Source organism: Psychrobacter sp. TPE 89C, from assembly GCF_055522395.1.
The window spans coordinates 1-20,293 of record NZ_JBVFXW010000002.1; the positions used below are offsets into that span (position 1 = coordinate 1).

A 20,293-nucleotide genomic window follows, 5' to 3' on the forward strand; every position below is an offset into this window, starting at 1 on the left:
CCCCTAAAGTAAAAATTTATAGAAGATAATACGTCATGATACTTCTTTTTACTCTCAAAAAAGATATCAATGATGACTCCTACCTTAAGAAGAAGGTTTTGCCATTCTGTAGAATCACCACGCTGTAGAGTATCTACCTCTGCCTTCAGGTCTTCAAGCTTCTCTAGTTTGTTCATAGTTAAATTAACCAACTGTCACTTTCGCATAAGCCTTTTTGCCTGCTTGGATAACAACTGTCTGACCAGACGTTAAGCTAAAGCCCGCGTCAACCACGTACCCATCTACTTTTACCGCGCCGCGTTTTACCATGTCTTTGGCAGATGAGCTGTTTTTCGCAAGCCCAGATTGGTTAAGTACTTGAGTGATAAATAGTGCATCCTGACCTTCTAGATCTAACGTTACTTCTGGCAAATCGATTGGTAACTCACCATCAGCTAAGACATTACCGGCTGATTTGTGTGCATTGGCAGCAGCATCAGCATCATGGAAACGCTCAATCAACTCTTCGGCTAAAATACGTTTGATTTCTTGTGGATTGCGACCATTTTCCATTTCTGCTAGTAAGCCTTCAACTTCATCCATTGGTTTAAAGCTTAAAAATTCAAAGTAGCGGCGAATTAGCGTATCTGGCATAGATAAGATTTTTTGGTACATCGTACCCGGTGCATCATAAATGGCCACGTAGTTATTTAGAGACTTAGACATTTTATTAACGCCGTCTAACCCTTCCAAAATTGGTACGGTGATACATACTTGCTGCTCTTGACCATAACGACCTTGCAACGTGCGACCCATTAATAGGTTAAAGGTTTGATCGGTACCGCCAAGCTCAACATCAGCTTTTAACGCGATAGAATCATAGCCTTGCACGAGCGGATACAAAAACTCATGGATAGAGATTGGGGTCTGTGAGGCATAGCGCTTAGAGAAGTCATCACGCTCTAACATACGCGAAACGGTTTGCTGACTGGCAAGCTGAATCATATCAGCGGCGCTCATGTCATTGAACCATTCTGAGTTAAAGACCACACGGGTTTTTTCTTTGTCCAAAATTTTAAATACTTGCTCAGCATAGGTCCTGGCATTGGCTTTGATTTGCTCATCAGTCAATGGTGGACGCGTGCTGTTTTTGCCAGAAGGATCGCCAATCTTGGCAGTATAATCACCGATTAAGAAATAAATCTCATGACCCAAGTCTTGAAAGTGCTTAAGCTTATTGATTAGTACGGTATGACCGAAATGCAAGTCAGGTGCGGTAGGATCAAAGCCTGCCTTGATACGCAATGGACGGTTTAGCTTAAGCTTCGCCACTAAATCCTCTTCAGATAGGATTTCTTGTGTTCCGCGCTGGATAAGGGCTAGTTGTTCTTCTAGGGTGTAAGTTTGCGTGGTCATGATGATCTCTTTATTGTCTTTATTGAGGGTTAAACGTTTGGGCTATGTATACTAAATCATACCAAACCAAAAAATACGATGAGCGATGATAAACGCGTTTAGCGTAATAAATGCAGGACTTACACTCGTTTTCCTTGCTGCTCTGATTTTGGGAATGGTATTAAGGTCTCGTAGACCGCAAAAGATGTTAGAATTTGACGGATATACTAGCGTTTTTTAAGGTAAATTGCCATGACCAACCCCGCATCGATTGCTGATACTCAACACAATATTCATCCAGATTCAGAGATGAACAGTGATTTGGGTAATAGCTTGGAAAATATTGACGATTTAAATTATGCCACACTTACTGAGGCACTTGAGCAGACTGTGTTTGAAAACTTCGATGATGGCTTATATATCGGCATGATGTCGGGCACCAGTTTGGACGGTATGGATGCCGTTCTTTGTCAATTCGGTACAGATACTGGTAATGGAGACGAGGCTCAGCAGCCCATGCGTTTGTTAGCTTCTTATAGCCAAGACTTCCCACCGCGACTACGTGAAGTATTATTGGCATTATGTCAGCCCAACGGTGTTCAGACATTGACACCCACAGCTGACGAACCAAACAGCGAGCTGGACTGGTTCGGCTGGGCGAGCCGCGAGTATGGTGAGTTTGCAAGTGAGGTGGTCAATACTCTATTAAAACAAGCTGATACCGATGTAGAGTTGGTGCTAGCCATTGGCTGTCATGGACAGACTGTGCGCCATCGTCCGCAAATGGGATTTAGCTTGCAGTTGCTCGATGCCAATATCATCGCGGAGCGCACAGGTATCAGTGTGGTTAGCGATTTCAGGCGCCGTGATATGGCCGTTGGTGGTCAAGGTGCACCGCTGGTTCCAGCCTTTCATCAAGCGCTGTTTGCCACGCCTGACAGCACTCGTGTGTTATTGAACTTGGGCGGTATTGCTAATATCACTGTCTTGCCAGCGACTTCTAATAACTCATCAAATCAACCAGACAATGTCATAGGTAATGTTGTAGATAGTGTCGTAGGCTATGGCGTTGTGGGTTACGACACTGGCCCTGCCAATTTATTATTGGATGCGTGGACAGCGTTGCATACGGATAAAGATTATGATGCTGGTGGTGCATGGGCGCAGTCTGGTCAGATCATTGAGCCGCTGCTCTACCAGCTGTTGGAACATCCGTTTTTTGCAAAACCTTATCCCAAAAGTACTGGCCGTGAAGACTTTAACTTAGCATGGCTGCAAGACGAGCTACAAAAATTCGAACAAGCATCTGCTATCATTCGTTATTCCTCAGCAGATGTACAGGCCACAATCACTGAGCTGACGGCCATCAGCGCGAGTGCGCAAATTAATCAATGTATCGACGCTAATAAAAATACTGCAGTATACGTCTGCGGTGGCGGTGCATTGAATAGCTATTTAATGACGCGCTTGCAGGCAAACCTTCCTCATTGCACAGTAGAAACGACTGCGAGCTTAGGGCTGGATCCAACATGGGTAGAAGCCGTTGCTTTTGCATGGCTAGCGAGACAGACGTTGATGGGTGAAACAGGTAATTTGCCAGCAGTGACAGGTGCGAGTAAAAACGTGGTGTTGGGGCAAGTGTGTTTTGCTTAGCAGCTCTCATTACCATATCGCTGGTCTCACTAGCACGTGTTGCTATTACCTGCCCCACAAAACATGGTTATATTTATATTCTCGGTACATTGATATAAATAAACCGAGTATAAGTTATATATGAGTATATTTAGCGAGACGACAATACAATGTCTTTACCGTGGATAGTAGCGGCATTATCGTGGATAGACTGTATAGTCAAAGTGTAGGCAGTCATCAGCAATACCTTTATACTATTCAAACAACAAACCCTTAAAGCAGCAAGTAACCTTTGACACACTCATTAGTCTTCATAAGCTCACTTAAGTTTACACATGTAAACTTAAGTGTTTTATAATGGTTGTAAAAATGCATGTATAACGCTATAAAGAGTATAACGCGACAGTAACAAACGATATGACGACAGCACAATCACTTAATATCAGAAGAACCCATCCTTCTAGGAACGCAAGTACAGGATATATAGCATGAGCCAAGACATCAATACAGCCACACCATCTACGACTACTGGCACAAAGCGCCGTCCAAAAAAGCCTCACTATGAGCGCGATGATTACTCTCGAGTAGTCGTTACCGGTATGGGAGCCATCACACCACTGGGTCTAGATCTCGATAGTACATGGGCAAACCTGCTGGATGGCGTAAGTGGTATCGTACCTATCACTCATTTTGATGCCACAGAATACCGCGCTCAAATTGCCGGTGTGGTCAAAGACTTCGATGCCAAGCAATATATGAATGCAAAAGATGCGCGCCGCTATGATGAGTTTATGCATTATGCCATCGGTGCAACTACCATGGCCTTACATGATGCTGGCTTCATCGATGAGATTGGTGCCGCTGATGCGCCCGTTAAGAATGTCGATCAAGAACGTTTTGGCGTGATTATTGGGTCAGGTATTGGTGGTATTCAAACCATCGAAAACAGCTGTGCGACGCTCAATGCTCACGGGCCAAAAAAAGTATCGCCTTTTATTATTCCTGGCTCTATTGTAAATATGGCAGCCGGTCTTGTAGCCATCAAACATAAGCTAAAAGGCCCTAACCTTGCTACATCAACAGCCTGTACAACCTCAACGCACGCCATTGGTTTAGCGGCGCGATTGATTGCGCATGGTGATGCCGATGTCATGCTGGCAGGTGGTAGTGAAAAAGGCTCAAGTCCTTTAGGTATGTCTGGTTTTGCCGCGATGCATGCATTATCAACACGCAATGATGAGCCAACCAAAGCCTCTCGTCCTTTTGATAAAGACCGTGATGGTTTTGTACTCGGTGATGGTGCTGGTGTAATGGTATTAGAAAGCCTTGCTCATGCTAAAGCACGTGGTGCGACGATATTGGCAGAACTGGTTGGGTTTGGCATGAGTGATGATGCCAGCCACATTACCTCGCCACCAGAAGACGGTAGCGGTGCTGCACGAGCCATGCAAAATGCAATTCATGATGCGGGTATCGAGGCGTCTTGCGTGGGTTATGTCAATGCACATGGTACCAGCACACCCGCTGGCGATGTCGCCGAATCACTAGCTATCGAAACCGTTTTTTCAGCAGTTAAAGACACCATATTGGTCAGCTCCACCAAGTCTATGACAGGCCATTTGCTTGGCGCTGCGGGCGGTATTGAAGCTATTTTCACTGTGATGGCGCTTCAGCATCAGCATGTACCACCTACCATTAACTTGGATAATCTCGAAGACAATTGCAACCTCGACTATGTGGCCAACCAATCACGTAAAGTCGAAAACTTACAATATGCGGTATCTAATAGCTTTGGCTTTGGTGGCACTAACGGTTCATTGATTTTTGCAAAATGGTCATAAAAGCAGCCGATCATAACGTCTTAAGAGCGAAAATGTAACGATACCGTCAGACTGACTACGTTTGTCCACTTGCAGCCCCTTATCATACTTGCGTATGATAAGGGGTAATTTTTGGAACATTTATGGAAGATACCATGTCAAGCTACTCATTTTCCCATCAGTTTTACCAACGCTGGACGTGTGCGCCTGAACCCATCCGCGCAGCTATTACTCAAGAGCTAAAAGACATCACCAATTTACTGCAAAGCGATACACCCTTTGAGAGCTTTGAATTTCAAACCCATGATTTAGATGCTCATATCGATGAGCTCTACGAAAACCATGAAGCCGAGCAAGCCATTGCGAAGGCCATTGCCGATAAGCAAGAGCAATCGCGTGCAGCTGCTGAACAACAACGTGTCGAAGAAGCGCAAAAAACAAAAGCAGCAGAGGACGCCAAGCTTAAAGAAGGGGCTAGGTTAAAAGAAGAGGCCCAGCTACGTGAAGAAGCAGAGGCTGCACAAAAAGAACAAGAAAAGAAGGCAGCACTAGCAGCTGATAAGAGAAATAATGACAAGTCAGTAGTAGCGATCGATATACATGCTACTTATAAAGCAAACAGTAATAGCAATATCGCTGGTAACTTTGAAAAAAATAATACCCAAAGCGTGGCTACTGAAAACCCTACGCCGAACCACAAAACCATCAGCGAACATGCAAACGCTGTTGAAGACAATACGGTTGATAATGATAGCAGCGTTAAAAATGATAGCGCTATTAAAGCCATCAACGATAAAGCCAGTACTGCCATCAAGTTAGCATTGAAAGATGCCAAACTGAGTACCACGCATCAAGAACTGATCCGTGAACTTGAGGTGCAAATTGATGATTACCTCAGTGAGCAAATGATGCTAATGTCTGAAAACCTAAAATCTTGGTTACGTGCTGAAGTCATTCAAAATCTAAGTGATCAAGATAATTCACAGACCAATAAAGAATCATAACGAAGCTAAATGCTGCGTTCCGATAACGAAAAAGCCCTGTAAATGATTTACAGGGCTTTTTCTATTTTATGCATTACGAGCTAAACAAGCTTGCTACAACCAACCCTAATCTTTGGCATTGGTATTAAATAGCCTGCGTACGCTCAGTGAGCCATTCAAGTGCTGCACCGTCAACACGGTCTTTTAGCTCTGCATACACTTGGCTGTGATAGTCGTTAAGCCAGTCAATCTCTACTTGATTTAATAATGACGGCTCAATCAAACGAGTATCTATCGGACAGTAGGTAACGGTTTCAAAATGCAGGAAATCACCAAATTCCGTTTCGGTTGGGCTTGCCACGCGCGTGTTAACCATTAGGTTTTCGATGCGGATGCCCCACTTGCCTTCACGGTACAGACCTGGCTCATTACTTGAAATCATACCTTCTTTCATCGCACGCTCTTTTGGCGTACTGGCACTATAAGCAATGACTTGTGGGCCTTCATGAACGTTTAAGAAGTAACCAACCCCATGACCGGTACCATGACCATAGTCCATCTGTGCCTGCCATAGAGGTGCACGGCAAATAGCATCGATTAAAGGTGAAGCGATACCGTCAGGAAAATGTGCTTTTGCCAATGCAATATGGGCTTTTAGCACTGTGGTAAAGTCACGTTTATGCTCAGAATTGACTTGCCCGATACCGACCACACGAGTGATATCAGTCGTGCCGTTTTGATATTGCGCGCCTGAATCAATCAGTAGTAGCCCACCCTCGCCCTCGGCCACATCAAGGTAGCTGTATTTTTCTGGTGTTGCGCGGTAATGTGGCAACGCACCGTTTTCATTAAAACCTGCAATCGTTGGAAAGCTTGGCGATACATAGTGTGGCTGCTGACTACGTACGTCGATTAGCATGCTATCCACGTCTAACTCACTTAAACGCTCACCGTTTGCTAGGCGCTGCTCAAATGTCGCAAAAAACTCAGCTAAGGCAGCACCATCTTGACGCATTGCCTCACGCACATGATCGATATCAGCATCAGCTTTAACAGATTTAAGTAACGTACTTGGCGCCATTTGCTCAATAAAGCCGATACCGTCTGCCATCTTCGATAGCGTACCGACTGCAACTTTACTTGGATCTAATAACAATAAGTCTTCTGGCGTCAACGCGCTCAATGCCTCTTGTACTGCATCATAATCAGCAATCGTGATACCACTATCTTTTAGGGCCGTGGCGATATCAGCACTGACTTTATTGTTATCAATAAACAACGTCGCGTCGTTTTCACTGATGAGCATGTGTGACAAAAACACAGGGTTATAATCAACATCCGCACCGCGTAAGTTGGTCAACCATGCGATGTCATCTAAACTTGAAAGTAAATGATGCGTCGCTCCTGCCTCTGCCATACCTGCACGCACAGCGGCAAGTTTTGAGGTGGCAGACTGAGCAAGAAACTGTTCATCGTGAGCATATAACTTGGCAGCTGGTAGCGCTGGACGGTCTGTCCATATTTCTGTCAACACGTCACGCTCAGTGATTAAGGTAATGTCATTAGCATCAAATGCATTCAACAATCGATCCTGCTCAGCGATAGACAACACATTGCCATCGACTGCTACACTATCACCTTCCTGTAAATGCTCAGCTAGCCAATCGATATGATTCGGCTGACCTGGAGCCAGCTTCTCTAAAGTAATACCTGTGCCGTCTAACTGATCAGCGGCGTGTACCCAATAGCGACTGTCTGTCCACAGACCAGCAAAGTCAGCAGTCACAACGAGCGTACCGACCGAACCTGTGAATCCTGACAGCCATAAGCGTGCTTGCCAATATTCAGGCAAGTACTCAGATAAATGTGGATCGGCAGATGGTACGATAATTGCCGTCAGGTCTTGTGCAGCGATTGTCTGACGCAGACTATCGATACGATCGTGGATGGTTTGTTTATTCATTAAAAGTGTCCTTATTAGAGATAGAGCAATTAATTCGAAAGAAATTAGATTTAGCAAATTATTGCTGTGAGGCGACTATAGATAGTCGTCTTATTCGAGCGGAAACAGTTTAAGCATTCATTGACCGATTATTATTAGAATTAGAGTTAGTTACATTCAATCGTTTAGGAGTTAAAGGTTTGCAAATAACCAAGCAAACAGAACTACCTAGGATTAAAGCAGAATCGTATGACAGCAGAACACCATTAGATGTTTGGGCAGATAGCAGGGTTTCAATGGCGCAAGAGAAATATCTCACCAATTGAAACAATAAAACGTGCTACCAATAATGGTAACACGTCTCATCATACGTCACTTGTACTGTTGTTATTCACAAATGTATATCAGCCTATAGTTAATCCAAAATAATATCGATACAAGAAAACCGAGTGCAAGCTATACATTCGTATGGTTAGCGAGGTTGACGCTGTAGCGGTTTTATAGTGAATAAACTATACCTTATTGCTTGGCTAGCTGTTTCTCACGCTCACTATCTTTGAGCATTTTATTGATAGGTTTTGCTAATATCAGCAAGAATATAGCCGTAACCACCAAGAATATTGTCATGGTTGTAAATAGACCTGGCAACCCTTCGATTTTGTCAGCAGATACATGACCACCAAAGAAAGCCGCAACCAAGTTACCCATGGCAATAGAAGCAAAGAACAGACCCATCATTTGACCTTGCATACCCTCTGGCGCCAGCTTCGTCATTGCAGATAAACCAACGGGACTTAGTGCTAACTCACCTAGCGTCAATAATAATAAACTACCTACTAACCATAGTGGCGATGCCAAGCCAGCACCAGGCGCTAAGATGCTTTTTGAAGCAAAAATCATCAATGCAAAACCAGCAGCAGCCAGTAGCATACCCAGTGCAAACTTAGCCATACTGCTCGGCTCAAGTCCTCGGTTCCCAAGCTTGACCCAGATGATACTGATGATAGGTGCCAATATTAAAATAAATAAAGGGTTCAATGACTGGAACCAAATACTAGGGACTTCAAAGCCTAAAACGTTAAGATCGGTATAACGATCAGCAAACAAGTTAAAAGACGTTGGCTGCTGCTCAAAGCTCGACCAAAACAGCGTCGAACCAATGATTAAGATAAAGCAAATTAACAAACGCAGCTTGTCTGTTTTATCTAGCTTAGGTGAAATGAACATAATAGCGAAGTATAGGATGACCACCGCAGCGATGATATAAGTCATATACTCTGCAACCATCTCAGGATTGAACGATATCATTCCTGTAGAAACCAATAGCACTACAGCTACTAATAATGCTACAAAACCACCAACCCAGCGACCGACATTTTTGTATTGATCATTGGATTTTTCCCACTCGGCAGAGATACCTTTAGCTCGAGCATATTTTGTTAAATTCTTTTGTGCCACAAAGCGATATATGAGTAATGAGACCAGCATACCCAAGCCACCAACGCCAAAGCCGACATGCCACATACCTTTTTCTTTGAATACACCAACGATCAGCGCAGCCAATAACGCGCCGATGTTAATACCCATATAGAACAAGGTAAAACCGCCATCACGGCGAGAGTCACCTTTCGGGTATAGGGCTCCAACCATCACTGAGATACAGGTCTTAAATAACCCTGAGCCCAAGACAATACAGATTAAACCGACAAAGAACAGTGTCATGCCAAACATAGCAGAGAGTGCAATACACAAATGGCCAAGGGCAATGATAATACTGCCCCACCACAGTGCTCTCTCCTGACCTAGCCAGTTATCTGCTAGCCAGCCCCCAGGTACAGCTGCCAAGTACAATGAACCCGCGAAAATACCGTAGATAGCAGAAGCCGTGACCTCATCAAAGCCAAAACCACCACTACCTACCGTCGCCACCATAAATAAGACCAGTAGCGGGCGAATACTATAATAAGAAAAACGCTCCCACATCTCAGTGAAAAACAATGGACGTAGCGGCGTTGGATGCCCCATAAAGCCAGTATCTAGTGCGTCTAATTCAGCAGCATGAGCCCCCGATCCTGTTTCTGTGCCCATAACTTTATTCCTTTAAAGATCATATTGGTAATGACCAAGCCCCTATTTATTCCGATGGGCGGTCATATAGGCGAAGTATTGTTGCACTTGGTTATATTCAAGTAAAGAAAAAATTGGTTAAAAATTACACAAATACTCACAAAAAAAAGCCCGTTCTCAATAGTTGAGAACGGGCTTTTTTTATGAGTCTCGAAGACACTACTATTATACTTATAGCACTGTTGATAGAGACTTCATAATGCTGTCACTTGAATATCTGTTACTTGAATACCTATCACTTGATAGCTAAGTAGCACTATTAGATCAAAATGACCATACTACAGACTACTGTGCCACTGCCGTATCATCAGCTGCGTCGCCAGCTTCTAAATCACCATCTGCTTGCTCTGCGGTCAAATCGGCATCAGCAACAGCGGCTTGGCTTACGGTGCCCGATGCAGTCGCGGTACCTGCTTCGGCAGTTACTACTGCGCTGTCAGTAGAACCTTCAGCAGTAGAATCTCCAGCATCTGTGGCTGGCGTGACAGTTGCATCTGCTGCAGTGTCAGTTTCTGCTGGTGCTGTTTCATCAGCAGTCTGAACAGTAATGTGCTGTCCTGCTGGACGTAAAAATCCAGAAACACCAATAAGTAAGACAATACCTAAAAACAAGGCAATGCCACCTAAAGTGTATAACAGCTCTTTTTTTGGATTGTTATTGACGATACCTTCTGACATACCTGATCCACCTTGCACAAAATATTTGAAATATTGGCCTATTATATCGCAATTTGTACCGATTTGTTAAAACCCTTAAGTATTTAAAGGATTTATTATCGACAAATTTTGCCAGTCTCTTTTATAGTCGAGCACCATCTCTTATTTGCGTGACGCACCCAAACGCAGTTGAGCGACCCCACGCTTGCCAAAATAGCTTAATAGCAATAGCAGCGCCATAATGAACAAAATAGGATAATTACCGAAGCGCATATAAGGCGTACTGCCAACGCGTGCTTGGACATTACCTCGTAATACAGTGCGCTCAAACTGCGGGGCACGCTCAACGATATGGCCTTTGTGATCGATAATAGCCGTGACCCCCGTGTTGGTCGCACGCATAAACCAACGACCATTCTCTAACGCACGCATCTGTACCATCTGTAAATGTTGCAATGGACCTGCCGACTTACCAAACCATGCATCGTTTGAGATCGTCAATAAAAAGTCCGTACCGACCGCATTCCTACGGGTGGTATCAGGATAGGCCACTTCATAACATATTGCCGTACCTAAATTATGACCACGTACACGCAGTGGTGACTGCTCGTCACTGCCACGGCTATAGCTCATGATATCTTGACTGCCAGCCAGATCAGGCAAAACATCTAGCAATCCCTGAAACGGAATGTACTCACCAAACGGTACCAGACGCTGCTTTTTATACAACCCTTCTCCCTCTGCGCCCAATGCAATCACACTATTATAAAACGGTGCATATTTATCGGTACTGGCATCGTAGGCGGCTTCATCCACATAAGGTATGCCCGTCACCCATGTCGTATCAGTCTCATTGGCCAATTTTGCCATTTCATTGATAAAGTCAGCTGCAGCGAGCTGAGACATAGGAATGGACGATTCAGGCCATAACACAAGATCACTTCCCCATTCTGTACTCGTTAGCGTTGCATAGATATTTAGAGTTTCGAGTTGATATTCATTCAACCATTTTAGGTCTTGAGGGATATTGCCTTGAATCAACGATACAGATAGATCAGGTGTACCTTTTGGCTTGGTCCATTGCGGATTTATCAGCCATAAAGCGCTGCTAATTACTAACAAAGCGATCGAAGGAATCATATAACCGCCACGGCGACGCAACAGCTCGACCACGCTGGCTGCCAATAATACGGCAACGAACGAGATAGCAAACACCCCAGCGACTGGTGCGAGCGATGACAGCCAAGCTTGCTCTGTAAAGGCGTAGCCAACAAACAACCACGGAAATCCAGTGAGTAACCACGTCTTCATCCACTCTTGTAATATCCAAAGCGCGGCAAAGGATAACGGCTGACGGCCAACCATCCGATTGAAAGCCAGTGCCAAAAATCCATGGAACAAGCCCATGCCTAGCCCCATAATGGCAATCATAAGTAGCGCAAGCCATACTGGAATGGCACCATACGTATGAATGGAAGTGTAAAGCCAAAACGCGCCTACACAAAAAAGCCCTGTGCCATAGGCTTGACCGATAAGAAAAGCACGTTTACCGCTCATATCAGGCATCAATAATGCATATAAAATAGCAGGCGATACCAATGCTACAGGCCACACGCCATAGGGCGCGAGTGCAAAGATAAACACCGCACCTGCCAGCAAGGCAATTAGCACGGTCAATGCTAGAGGTAAGCCCTTTGGCTTCTCGGGGTTCAGGCGTTTTTGCAAATCAACAGTAGACAGACGCATAGCAGGTATCCAAAACCATATTTTTCAAAATTTTAAGCGTCAGTATTCAGGTAAAAACTAGGCTGAAACTGACCGTATAATATTCCATACCGTATCTAAAAATTAAACCTGCCCATGATACCAGTCTCAACCCATTAATAGGTAACATTGCGTAGCAAACCCTAATAGCAGACCAAAAAAAACACGACCGCAATCGTGTTTTTCTTATATTTCTCGATAAGCTTTTAGATGACTAGGGCGTGTCCTCATTTTAAAAATGGTGATAAAAATGAGATAAATCGCAGTCAAACAAGGAAAGTAGCGCAGATAATATCGAGATATTAGTCAGCTATTTGACGCCATTTGGCAAGATTTAGCCATTTTTAACCCATTTAGAGGGCTATCGATTGAATTGAGGACACGCCCTAGCACCAGATCAATGACTGCCTATCAAAACTTGCTGATTAACATCTGTTTTGGTCAACTCTAAATTTTGGATAAAACGTCCTTCGACATCAGTAATGGTGATTTTCCAATCATCTATTATAACGCTCTCACCTTCTAGATCACCCACGAAGCCAAGTGCTTGCATGACCAGACCGCCCATCGTATCGACATCGGTATCATCAAAATGACAGCCAAGCTCATCATTACAGTCTTCTATCACTGTAGACGCCTGCACACGCCACGTGTTTGGCTTTTCAGGATCGGCGATAATATTATTAATATCACTGTCTTCATCAAAGTCATCATGCTCATCGACGATATCACCAACGATTTCCTCGAGCAAATCTTCCATGGTGACCACACCGCCAAAGTTACCAAACTCATCGACGACAATGGCCATATGCACTTGCGTGCGCTGTAGTGAACGTAACAAGGTATCAGAACGCGCAGTCTCACTAATATATAGCGGCTGACGCACCAAATCTCTGAGACGTTTGCTGTCTATTTTATCTTCTTGGTTACGCACCATATGGACGAGAATAGGGATCAAATCTTTTGCCAATAGGATACCAATGACGGCATCGTCATCTTGACTGTCAAAAACAGGATAGCGCGAGTGTGTGGTCTCAAGAATGATATCCATCACTTCGGCCAGACTGGTGCTCTCATGCAGACCAACCACTTGCGGACGTGGTGTCATGATTTCACGCACTTGTGTCGCAGGCAAATCGAGCACGCCTTCTAGCATATCGACAGTATCAGGCTCTAAGAACTGACGCGAGTCTTGTACCAAACGAATCAATTCATCACGGGTTTCAGGGGCGGTCGATAGCCAGCGTTTTAAGCCGCGCATCGACCAACTACTCGGGCTGGGAGTGTCGTCAGACATGGTGGTGTGATTTAACCTCTTTAGTTAATAAAAATTTAGTTAATAAAAATCAAAGTAAGAACAAACAACAGGTAAGACGTAGATGGGGATAAAAACTGTAAACAAAATAGGTCGCGTATCATTAATTGCTTATTAAATCATAAACAAACCACGACAAATTAGCTTCACTTTATCTTATGACTCACCGACATTCAACGACAAATTCACTCAAATTGTATTGTCAGTGTGTTATGAATTTTGCTATGGTCAAAGCCTCAATTCATTAGGAAAAACGCTATGTCGCTACGTTCTGTTTTTTCTCGCCTGCTTTCGCCGCGCTCAAATCATCGTCGTTCAGATAATGACTTGGCTCTTGGTAGCGTAAATCATAGCGGCCTAGATGATCCTAATGTAGATAACAGCAACGTAAATAACCATAACGTAGAAAGCAACTCTGTGAAAAATAACTCTGTGAATGACACTTCATCAAAGCCTACGTGGCGACATTATATTGTACAGTGTCTAATCATCATCACTTTATTACTATCAGCCATTTGGTTACTGCTTGCCATTTGGTATCAATTTGGCGAGCGTTCAGCGATCACTTGGTTAGCGGGGATCATGATTGTTGGTGTACTGACAGCATTGCTCAAAAGCCGCTATTGGCCAAAAGGTGCTAAGCAACCAGATAGCCAACCCTTGACGAGTCAAGCAAAAACCAGCGGCAAAACCAGAACTAAGTGGTTAACGGCTTTATATGCTGCGATTTGGTTTTGTGGCGTTGGTTGGTTTTTTTCTATTGAACCGCAGCAAGAGCATGACTGGATGAGTGAAGTCAGCCAGCGTGTCTCTTATGAGCGTGATGCAACCAACCCTGATTTGATTACCCTGACCAATATTCGCAACTTTGACTGGCATACTGCCGAGGATGCCACCGCGCATTGGGATACTCGTATGATCGATATGTCCAAGCTCTCTGGTGTCGATGTCATCAACTCTTATTGGATGGGGCCACTGATTGCCCATACCTTAGTCAGCTTTCGCTTCGAAGATGATCGACCACTCTCCTTTTCATTTGAGATTCGTAAAGAAAAGGGTGAGTCATTTTCTGCCCTCGCTGGGTTTTTTAGACGTTATGAGCTCAGCCTGATAGCGGCAGAAGAGCGCGATATTATCTACACACGTAGTAACGCGCGCGGCGAGCAAGTTTATCTATTTCCTGTTAGCAACTTGCAGCAACACGAGGTCAAATCACTATTTGAGTCTTACTTGACGGCTGCCGATGAGCTGAATGCAAAGCCTGCTTGGTACAATACGCTGGTCAGTAACTGTACCAATATTATTTTTTATATGGCGCGTATCGTCAGTGGCGATCGTCTGCCATGGGATTACCGCATTTGGGTCTCTGGCTGGCTACCGAACTATCTATATAATGTCGGCATGTTAGATGCCGACCCAGAAAGCCATGGTCAGCCGTGGTCAATGGATACGTGGTACGAGCATACCCATATCAACCCAAAGGTTAAAGGGTTTGATAATAAAGTGAACCTAGCGTCTGGCATCAATGGCAGTGATTTCTCCGAGCAGATTCGTCAAGACATCCCTATCCCGCCACTGGCTGATTCACAAGATAGCGCGGAAGCCAAAGCCAAATCTGCGGCTCAGGCTTCTGACTAAAAATAATCTGGCATTTATACAGGGTTGACGAAGGTTGGCTAAGGGTTTACCCAATGAACCACACGATCTTCCATTTCTTCATCAGACATGCCCGTCTCGGAGACACAGCGCCCTGCCACACCGACATTAACAGCGCGCATTTGTTGTTGTGTGACCACCGCATCTTGAGTCAATAATAAATGCCAGCTTGGTAAGCTTTGTCCTTTGTACAAACGTTTATAGGCACAGTGCGATGGTAGCCACATCATTTGCGGCAGGTTGTCCATGGTCAATTGAATACAGTCAGGGACATGCTCTTGACGTGTCGCATAGTGACCACAGTATCCCGTCGCACAATCCATCAGCTGACAAGTGACATCGGTGTACTCGACCAGCTCTTCGTCCACATCGCCATTCTCATCTTCATCGATGTACTTAATTAAACAGCAACTGCCACAACCATCACATAACGCTTCCCATTCGCTATGGTTCAATTCATCTAGCTTAAAACGTTCCCAAAACTGTGGGCGCAATGTCTCAGACGCTTCATTTGATTCGCTGTCAGAAAACAGGCTCACGATTGGTTTTGGTTCTGATTGCACCTGCGAAACAGCAATATCAGGTAAATTATCAGCGGATTTGTTCAACAAATTTATAGTCATAGCGTCGCAGTAGCATTTTGATAAAGAGCGTTACACTATTATAGCTGTTTTTGCTGATTATGGGCGTTAAGGTAGTACAAGTTAGAAAAACGAACTATTACAATGACAAATAAATAAAACTCACAACATAAAAAAGGACAATAATATGTCAATTAAAACATTTGAATTAATCAGCACGACCGAAAATGGCATCGAACTTATTAGCTATGTCGCATTGCCAGAAAACGCATCAGACGATAACTCAGTGCCAGGTATTTTAGTCGCACCAGAATGGTGGGGCGTGGTCGAGCATCCAAAATCAGTGGTCGAGCGCTTGGCAGAAGCAGGTTATGCAGCAGTAGCAATGGATGTCTATGGCGAAGGTAAATTGACCACCGATGCAGCGCAAGCCAATATGTGGATGGAGCAAGTACTTGCTGATCAAGACATGCTGATGGCACGCTGCCGTCTAATTCTTAATGACTTCAGTGACCAACTAGCCGTTGATGGTGACAACTTAGCAGCGATTGGCTATTGCTTCGGCGGAAAAATTGTATTGGACATGGCACGCGAAGGTATGCCGTTAAAAGCAGTTGCCACGTTCCATGGTAACCCATCACCAAAACAACCAGCAGACAAAAACTTCACTGCCAAAGTATTGGTCGCCCATGGCCGCGATGACTCAATGGTCTCAATGGATGCCATCGAAGGTCTAAAATCAGAGCTAGATGCCGCCGATGTTGACTACACTATCGATGTCTATGACAATGCTAAGCATGGGTTTACCAACCCGCATGCTGATGAGCGTGCTGCCAAAAATGAAGTGGATCTTGGCTACAATGAAGCCGCTGCAAAGCAGAGCTGGGAAAACATGCTTGAGTTTATGAAAGCTAACTTGGCATAAGTTGCAACAGCAGAGAAGCCTAAATGCTCTCTGTATATCGTAAAGCTTAAATAGCAAATAAAAGAAAAAGAAGGGCCGCTTAATATTTAAGCGGCCCTTCTTTTTGAATAGCTTTTCATAAGTTACTTTTCAAATATGGTCAAAAAAGTCTAAAACAGATACAAGACAGCCGACTGCAAATTGTACAAGTAGTAAATTTAAGGAGGGTAACGCAGTAGCAGTTTAGTCGTTCTTTGACTATAAGTCGCAAGGACAGTGTTGTACTTCTAGGAAAATAGCGTCATTATCACTGCATTATAAGCTGTATTGAGTAATGAGGATGTTCTATCTATTAATAGCCCAATTAGGCTGGATGGCTTTTACCGCACTATTAATTGTGGTGGTCGCCCTATATGTCAGGATAAATCGGCATATTGGACAACTGCACCGTGATGTCACCAAGCTACAAGCCGAGCTTGAGCAGCAAAAAGATAGTAACCGTCACTTAGCTAACAAGAACTTTTATACTAACGACGATACTATTTCAGAGCATATTACTGAAAATACATCCGTTAATACAAAAGAATCAGCAACCGATACCCCGACATCTACGTGGCCATCATTACCGCCAACGGTTTCTTCTACCTCAGACCTGACAGTAACCCCTGTATCCAACACTTCTAATAATAAACTTGTAGAAAACCCAAATTTAATCAAAAACAAAACGCCCATCACATCTATTCAACCGGATGAGCGCTCGCTACCTATCGTCACCTCGCTATTCCACTCTGTTAAAAACTGGTTTTTTGGTGGCAATTTAGTGGTGCGGGTCGGTGTATTGGTACTACTGGTGGGCGTCGTACTATTACTGCGCTTACTGAGTGATTATATTGAGATTCCGATTGCCTTCAAGCTGATGGCAATCGGTGGCGTAGGGTTAGGATTGGCGGGATTGGGGCTGAAATTAACCGCCAAACGCTTTTCTTATGGTATTACTTTACAAGGCGCAGGTTTAGCCATTGCATATTTAAGCACCTTTTTTGCATACAGCGTTTATGAAATCATTCCGAGTTTACCGAGCTTTATCGGACTTGGGTTATTGTCCGCTATCACCATTGCGCTCGCCGTCCGTCAGAACGCTTTTCCTTTAGCCTTACTGTCATTATCTGGTGGTTTCTTTGCGCCTATTTTGACCAGTGATGATACTGGCAGCTTGGTGGCCTTGTTCAGCTATTATCTATTATTGAACGTCACGATTGCCGTCATCGCTCATTATCGACCATGGAAAATATTGAACTTATTCGGTGTGACGGTAACCTTTGGCTTGGCCTACTACTGGGGCATAAGTGAGAACTTAACCACCATCATTGAGACACAGCGCTGGTCATTGATGTTGCTGGTTGCCCTACATTTAATGTTGTATCTCTTTGTCGTGATTCGCTATGCGCAACAAATCATTGCCTATAACACGCTCAATGAAAAAGACCTCGGCCATACCGATAGCGCAGATAATATAGAGCATTTAAATGAAGTCCATGTACGCAATAGCACGTATTTATTCCCTATTGATACCGGCTTACTGTTTTCAGTACCGCTACTGGCCTTTGGCTTATTTTCTGCTTTATTAGAAGATATTCCTCATGCTTTGACTATTGTCAGTGCCGTTTTAGGCGCGGTTTATCTTGGCTTAGGCTGGCTATTTATCCAGCGCAGCCAGCGATATGCATTAATCACTGAAGGCATGCTAGCGTTAGGGTTTGGATTTTTGGCCTTAGTGATTCCGTTGGCACTCGATGCAGAGTGGATTGCCTTTGGCTGGTCAGTACAAGGATTGGCTTTGGCGTGGTTTGGACGACGCTCACTGCGCGCATGGTCGGTATTATTCGGTATGCTATTACAGCTCATTAGTGTCGTCATGTTGATGGCTACCATCGTATTCTCTAACAATGATTATCCGATTTTAGCATTGAGTATTTCAGCGATTGCTTATCTAGCCACCGTATTTATCTTACGTGCCAGCAACTCGCCAGCCATATTAAACGACCGCTTGGTTGCCAACTTAAATACCCGTCCAGACAGTCATTTAACACATGCTAAAGAAAAAAATACCACACCAGACTCAATCACGACATACGCCAGTGCATTGGGTATCAGTGACCACGCCGCGCAGCAGTGGCTGACTTCGGTCAATAGCCAAAGTAAAGTGTTTGGCCTCGTTTGGCGCAGTCCTAGAGTGATATGGTGTCTGACCTTGACGGCTGTGATATGGATGCTGCAAGTCCTAGTACTTGATTTGAGTCATTGGTTTGATATTTGGCAGCTCGATACGATGACGATTGCATTGGCGGCACTGGTGAGTCTTGCTATCTATTGGAGTATCAACCGCTATCAGCCATGGGCAGAAGCCCAACAGCTGAGTCATGGGTTGCTATTATTGTTTTACCTCATGCTAGTACTACAGTTACCGCAGAAGTTTGAGCTAAATCTATTATGGTCATCAGCAGAATGGCTCGTGTTTGCCAGTTTACTCGTTGGTTGGCTCACTATTGGACAACTGTGGTTAAAGGTCTGGCACGACGATGCCAGTCTATCACGCTATGATGGTACGAGTTGGCTCGGTGCTGGTGTCTTAGTCATCGCAGCGGCGGCACATTATGGTCTGCCCGCCTCCGCTGGCGTGATGGCTATTTTAATACCAACCATTTTAATACTAGCAGGATTGTGGTGTGGTTATCGTTATGGTGACTATCGTCAGACAGACCCATCAATCAGTGAAACTTCAACGTCTGGATTGCTGTACTGGTTTGATTGGCAGCAGGCGTTATTGAGCTGTGCCGCTATCTTTGCGCCGATTGCTTTAAGTTGGGTCATCATTACCAACTGGTCATATGATGGTGTGATCTGGGGTATATCCTACTTCCCAATACTGAATTTATATGACATGACCTCAGGGCTAGCGCTATTGGTTGGCTTTGGTGTTTATTACCTGAATCAGCAGTATAATAACGAACAGCCAAACCAAGAAAACGCAGTCATCCAAAAGAATATTCAGAAAGTATTTACCGCTCATAATTTACTGATTATTTTAGGACTTGTTGGCTTTTGGCTGATATCTAGCATCCTCATCAGAACGCTTCATGCCTTTATTGACACACCATTATGGTATGCAGGTGCTTGGCAAAGTGAGCAAGTGCAGACTGGACTAACCATGTTGTGGACACTCCTTGCCTTGGTCGCCACTATCATCGCTAGCCGCTACTGGCAACGTGCGCTGTGGTTTATGGGCATTGGGCTGTTAGGCGTCGTCGTCCTCAAACTGGTCTTAGTCGATTTGTCACAGACTGAAGCGATTTGGCGGGTGATATCCTTCCTTGGCGCGGGTAGTTTGATTCTACTCATTGGTTATTTGGCACCACTACCACCCACACAAGATGAGATCACGGACAAGACGTAACCATAACCTGATCACGACCTCACATGAGGGTTAAGTGAAATTGTGGCGTGAGCAATGTGGTTCTGTAGTAAACTGAGCACCATT

At 44.3% G+C, this 20,293-nt stretch carries 13 protein-coding genes; 6 read left to right on the plus strand and 7 right to left on the minus strand.

The annotated features are described in order from the left end of the window. Positions 1-183 precede the first annotated feature (183 nt). Positions 184-1,395, minus strand: a complete 1,212-nt coding sequence (tyrS, locus tag ACZW67_RS00935) for a tyrosine--tRNA ligase (protein WP_465181817.1) — start codon at positions 1,393-1,395, stop codon at positions 184-186. Positions 1,396-1,626: 231 nt separating this feature from the next. On the opposite strand from tyrS, the gene ACZW67_RS00940 reads away from it, so the two are divergent. From ACZW67_RS00940 to ACZW67_RS00950, 3 genes are all read left to right on the plus strand, one after another. Beyond that, positions 1,627-3,027: an anhydro-N-acetylmuramic acid kinase gene (locus tag ACZW67_RS00940; protein WP_465181818.1), complete on the plus strand. Its 1,401-nt coding sequence runs from the start codon at positions 1,627-1,629 to the stop codon at positions 3,025-3,027. A 467-nt stretch (positions 3,028-3,494) separates the two neighbouring features. Beyond that, positions 3,495-4,847 (plus strand): beta-ketoacyl-ACP synthase II, encoded by a 1,353-nt coding sequence (gene fabF, locus ACZW67_RS00945; RefSeq protein WP_465181819.1) that lies wholly within the window; start codon positions 3,495-3,497, stop codon positions 4,845-4,847. Between the two features lie 122 nt (positions 4,848-4,969). Next, a complete protein-coding gene (locus ACZW67_RS00950) occupies positions 4,970-5,830 on the plus strand; it encodes a hypothetical protein (RefSeq protein ID WP_465181820.1) in 861 nt (286 codons plus the stop codon). Between the two features lie 124 nt (positions 5,831-5,954). Here ACZW67_RS00950 and ACZW67_RS00955 read toward each other — a convergent pair whose 3' ends face one another. The 5 genes from ACZW67_RS00955 to ACZW67_RS00975 form a co-directional block, all read right to left on the minus strand. Then, on the minus strand, positions 5,955-7,772 hold the full coding sequence (locus ACZW67_RS00955) for an aminopeptidase P family protein (RefSeq protein WP_465181821.1): 1,818 nt from the start codon (positions 7,770-7,772) through the stop codon (positions 5,955-5,957). A gap of 498 nt (positions 7,773-8,270) precedes the next feature. Then, complete coding sequence (locus ACZW67_RS00960) at positions 8,271-9,839, minus strand: peptide MFS transporter (RefSeq protein ID WP_465181822.1); 1,569 nt, start codon at positions 9,837-9,839, stop codon at positions 8,271-8,273. 324 nt (positions 9,840-10,163) lie between these two features. Continuing rightward, positions 10,164-10,556, minus strand: coding sequence for a hypothetical protein (locus ACZW67_RS00965; RefSeq protein WP_465181823.1), 393 nt, complete (start codon positions 10,554-10,556; stop codon positions 10,164-10,166). A gap of 141 nt (positions 10,557-10,697) precedes the next feature. After that, positions 10,698-12,281: an apolipoprotein N-acyltransferase gene (gene lnt / locus ACZW67_RS00970; RefSeq protein WP_465181824.1), complete on the minus strand. Its 1,584-nt coding sequence runs from the start codon at positions 12,279-12,281 to the stop codon at positions 10,698-10,700. Positions 12,282-12,696: 415 nt separating this feature from the next. After that, a complete protein-coding gene (locus ACZW67_RS00975; RefSeq protein ID WP_197102059.1) occupies positions 12,697-13,596 on the minus strand; it encodes a CBS domain-containing protein in 900 nt (299 codons plus the stop codon). Between the two features lie 276 nt (positions 13,597-13,872). Between ACZW67_RS00975 and ACZW67_RS00980 the strand changes: the two genes are divergently transcribed. Next, positions 13,873-15,252, plus strand: a complete 1,380-nt coding sequence (locus ACZW67_RS00980) for an Lnb N-terminal periplasmic domain-containing protein (RefSeq protein ID WP_465181825.1) — start codon at positions 13,873-13,875, stop codon at positions 15,250-15,252. 38 nt (positions 15,253-15,290) lie between these two features. On the opposite strand, the gene ACZW67_RS00985 is transcribed toward ACZW67_RS00980, so the two are convergent. Further along, the gene (locus tag ACZW67_RS00985; RefSeq protein ID WP_465181826.1) at positions 15,291-15,893 is read right to left on the minus strand and encodes a YcgN family cysteine cluster protein; all 603 of its coding nucleotides are present in this window, start codon (positions 15,891-15,893) and stop codon (positions 15,291-15,293) included. Positions 15,894-16,038: 145 nt separating this feature from the next. Here ACZW67_RS00985 and ACZW67_RS00990 point away from each other — a divergent pair, with 145 nt between their 5' ends. Further along, positions 16,039-16,776, plus strand: coding sequence for a dienelactone hydrolase family protein (locus tag ACZW67_RS00990; RefSeq protein WP_465181827.1), 738 nt, complete (start codon positions 16,039-16,041; stop codon positions 16,774-16,776). A 319-nt stretch (positions 16,777-17,095) separates the two neighbouring features. Next, positions 17,096-20,209 (plus strand): DUF2339 domain-containing protein, encoded by a 3,114-nt coding sequence (locus ACZW67_RS00995; protein WP_465181828.1) that lies wholly within the window; start codon positions 17,096-17,098, stop codon positions 20,207-20,209. Positions 20,210-20,293 lie beyond the last annotated feature (84 nt).

What these genes read in the sequence shown, in the direction of transcription:
- tyrS (WP_465181817.1), bottom strand. Translation starts at nt 1,395, where the DNA reads ATGACCACGCAAACTTACACCCTAGAAGAACAACTAGCCCTTATCCAG.
- ACZW67_RS00940 (WP_465181818.1), top strand. Translation starts at nt 1,627, where the DNA reads ATGACCAACCCCGCATCGATTGCTGATACTCAACACAATATTCATCCA.
- fabF (WP_465181819.1), top strand. Translation starts at nt 3,495, where the DNA reads ATGAGCCAAGACATCAATACAGCCACACCATCTACGACTACTGGCACA.
- ACZW67_RS00950 (WP_465181820.1), top strand. Translation starts at nt 4,970, where the DNA reads ATGGAAGATACCATGTCAAGCTACTCATTTTCCCATCAGTTTTACCAA.
- ACZW67_RS00955 (WP_465181821.1), bottom strand. Translation starts at nt 7,772, where the DNA reads ATGAATAAACAAACCATCCACGATCGTATCGATAGTCTGCGTCAGACA.
- ACZW67_RS00960 (WP_465181822.1), bottom strand. Translation starts at nt 9,839, where the DNA reads ATGGGCACAGAAACAGGATCGGGGGCTCATGCTGCTGAATTAGACGCA.
- ACZW67_RS00965 (WP_465181823.1), bottom strand. Translation starts at nt 10,556, where the DNA reads ATGTCAGAAGGTATCGTCAATAACAATCCAAAAAAAGAGCTGTTATAC.
- lnt (WP_465181824.1), bottom strand. Translation starts at nt 12,281, where the DNA reads ATGCGTCTGTCTACTGTTGATTTGCAAAAACGCCTGAACCCCGAGAAG.
- ACZW67_RS00975 (WP_197102059.1), bottom strand. Translation starts at nt 13,596, where the DNA reads ATGTCTGACGACACTCCCAGCCCGAGTAGTTGGTCGATGCGCGGCTTA.
- ACZW67_RS00980 (WP_465181825.1), top strand. Translation starts at nt 13,873, where the DNA reads ATGTCGCTACGTTCTGTTTTTTCTCGCCTGCTTTCGCCGCGCTCAAAT.
- ACZW67_RS00985 (WP_465181826.1), bottom strand. Translation starts at nt 15,893, where the DNA reads ATGACTATAAATTTGTTGAACAAATCCGCTGATAATTTACCTGATATT.
- ACZW67_RS00990 (WP_465181827.1), top strand. Translation starts at nt 16,039, where the DNA reads ATGTCAATTAAAACATTTGAATTAATCAGCACGACCGAAAATGGCATC.
- ACZW67_RS00995 (WP_465181828.1), top strand. Translation starts at nt 17,096, where the DNA reads ATGTTCTATCTATTAATAGCCCAATTAGGCTGGATGGCTTTTACCGCA.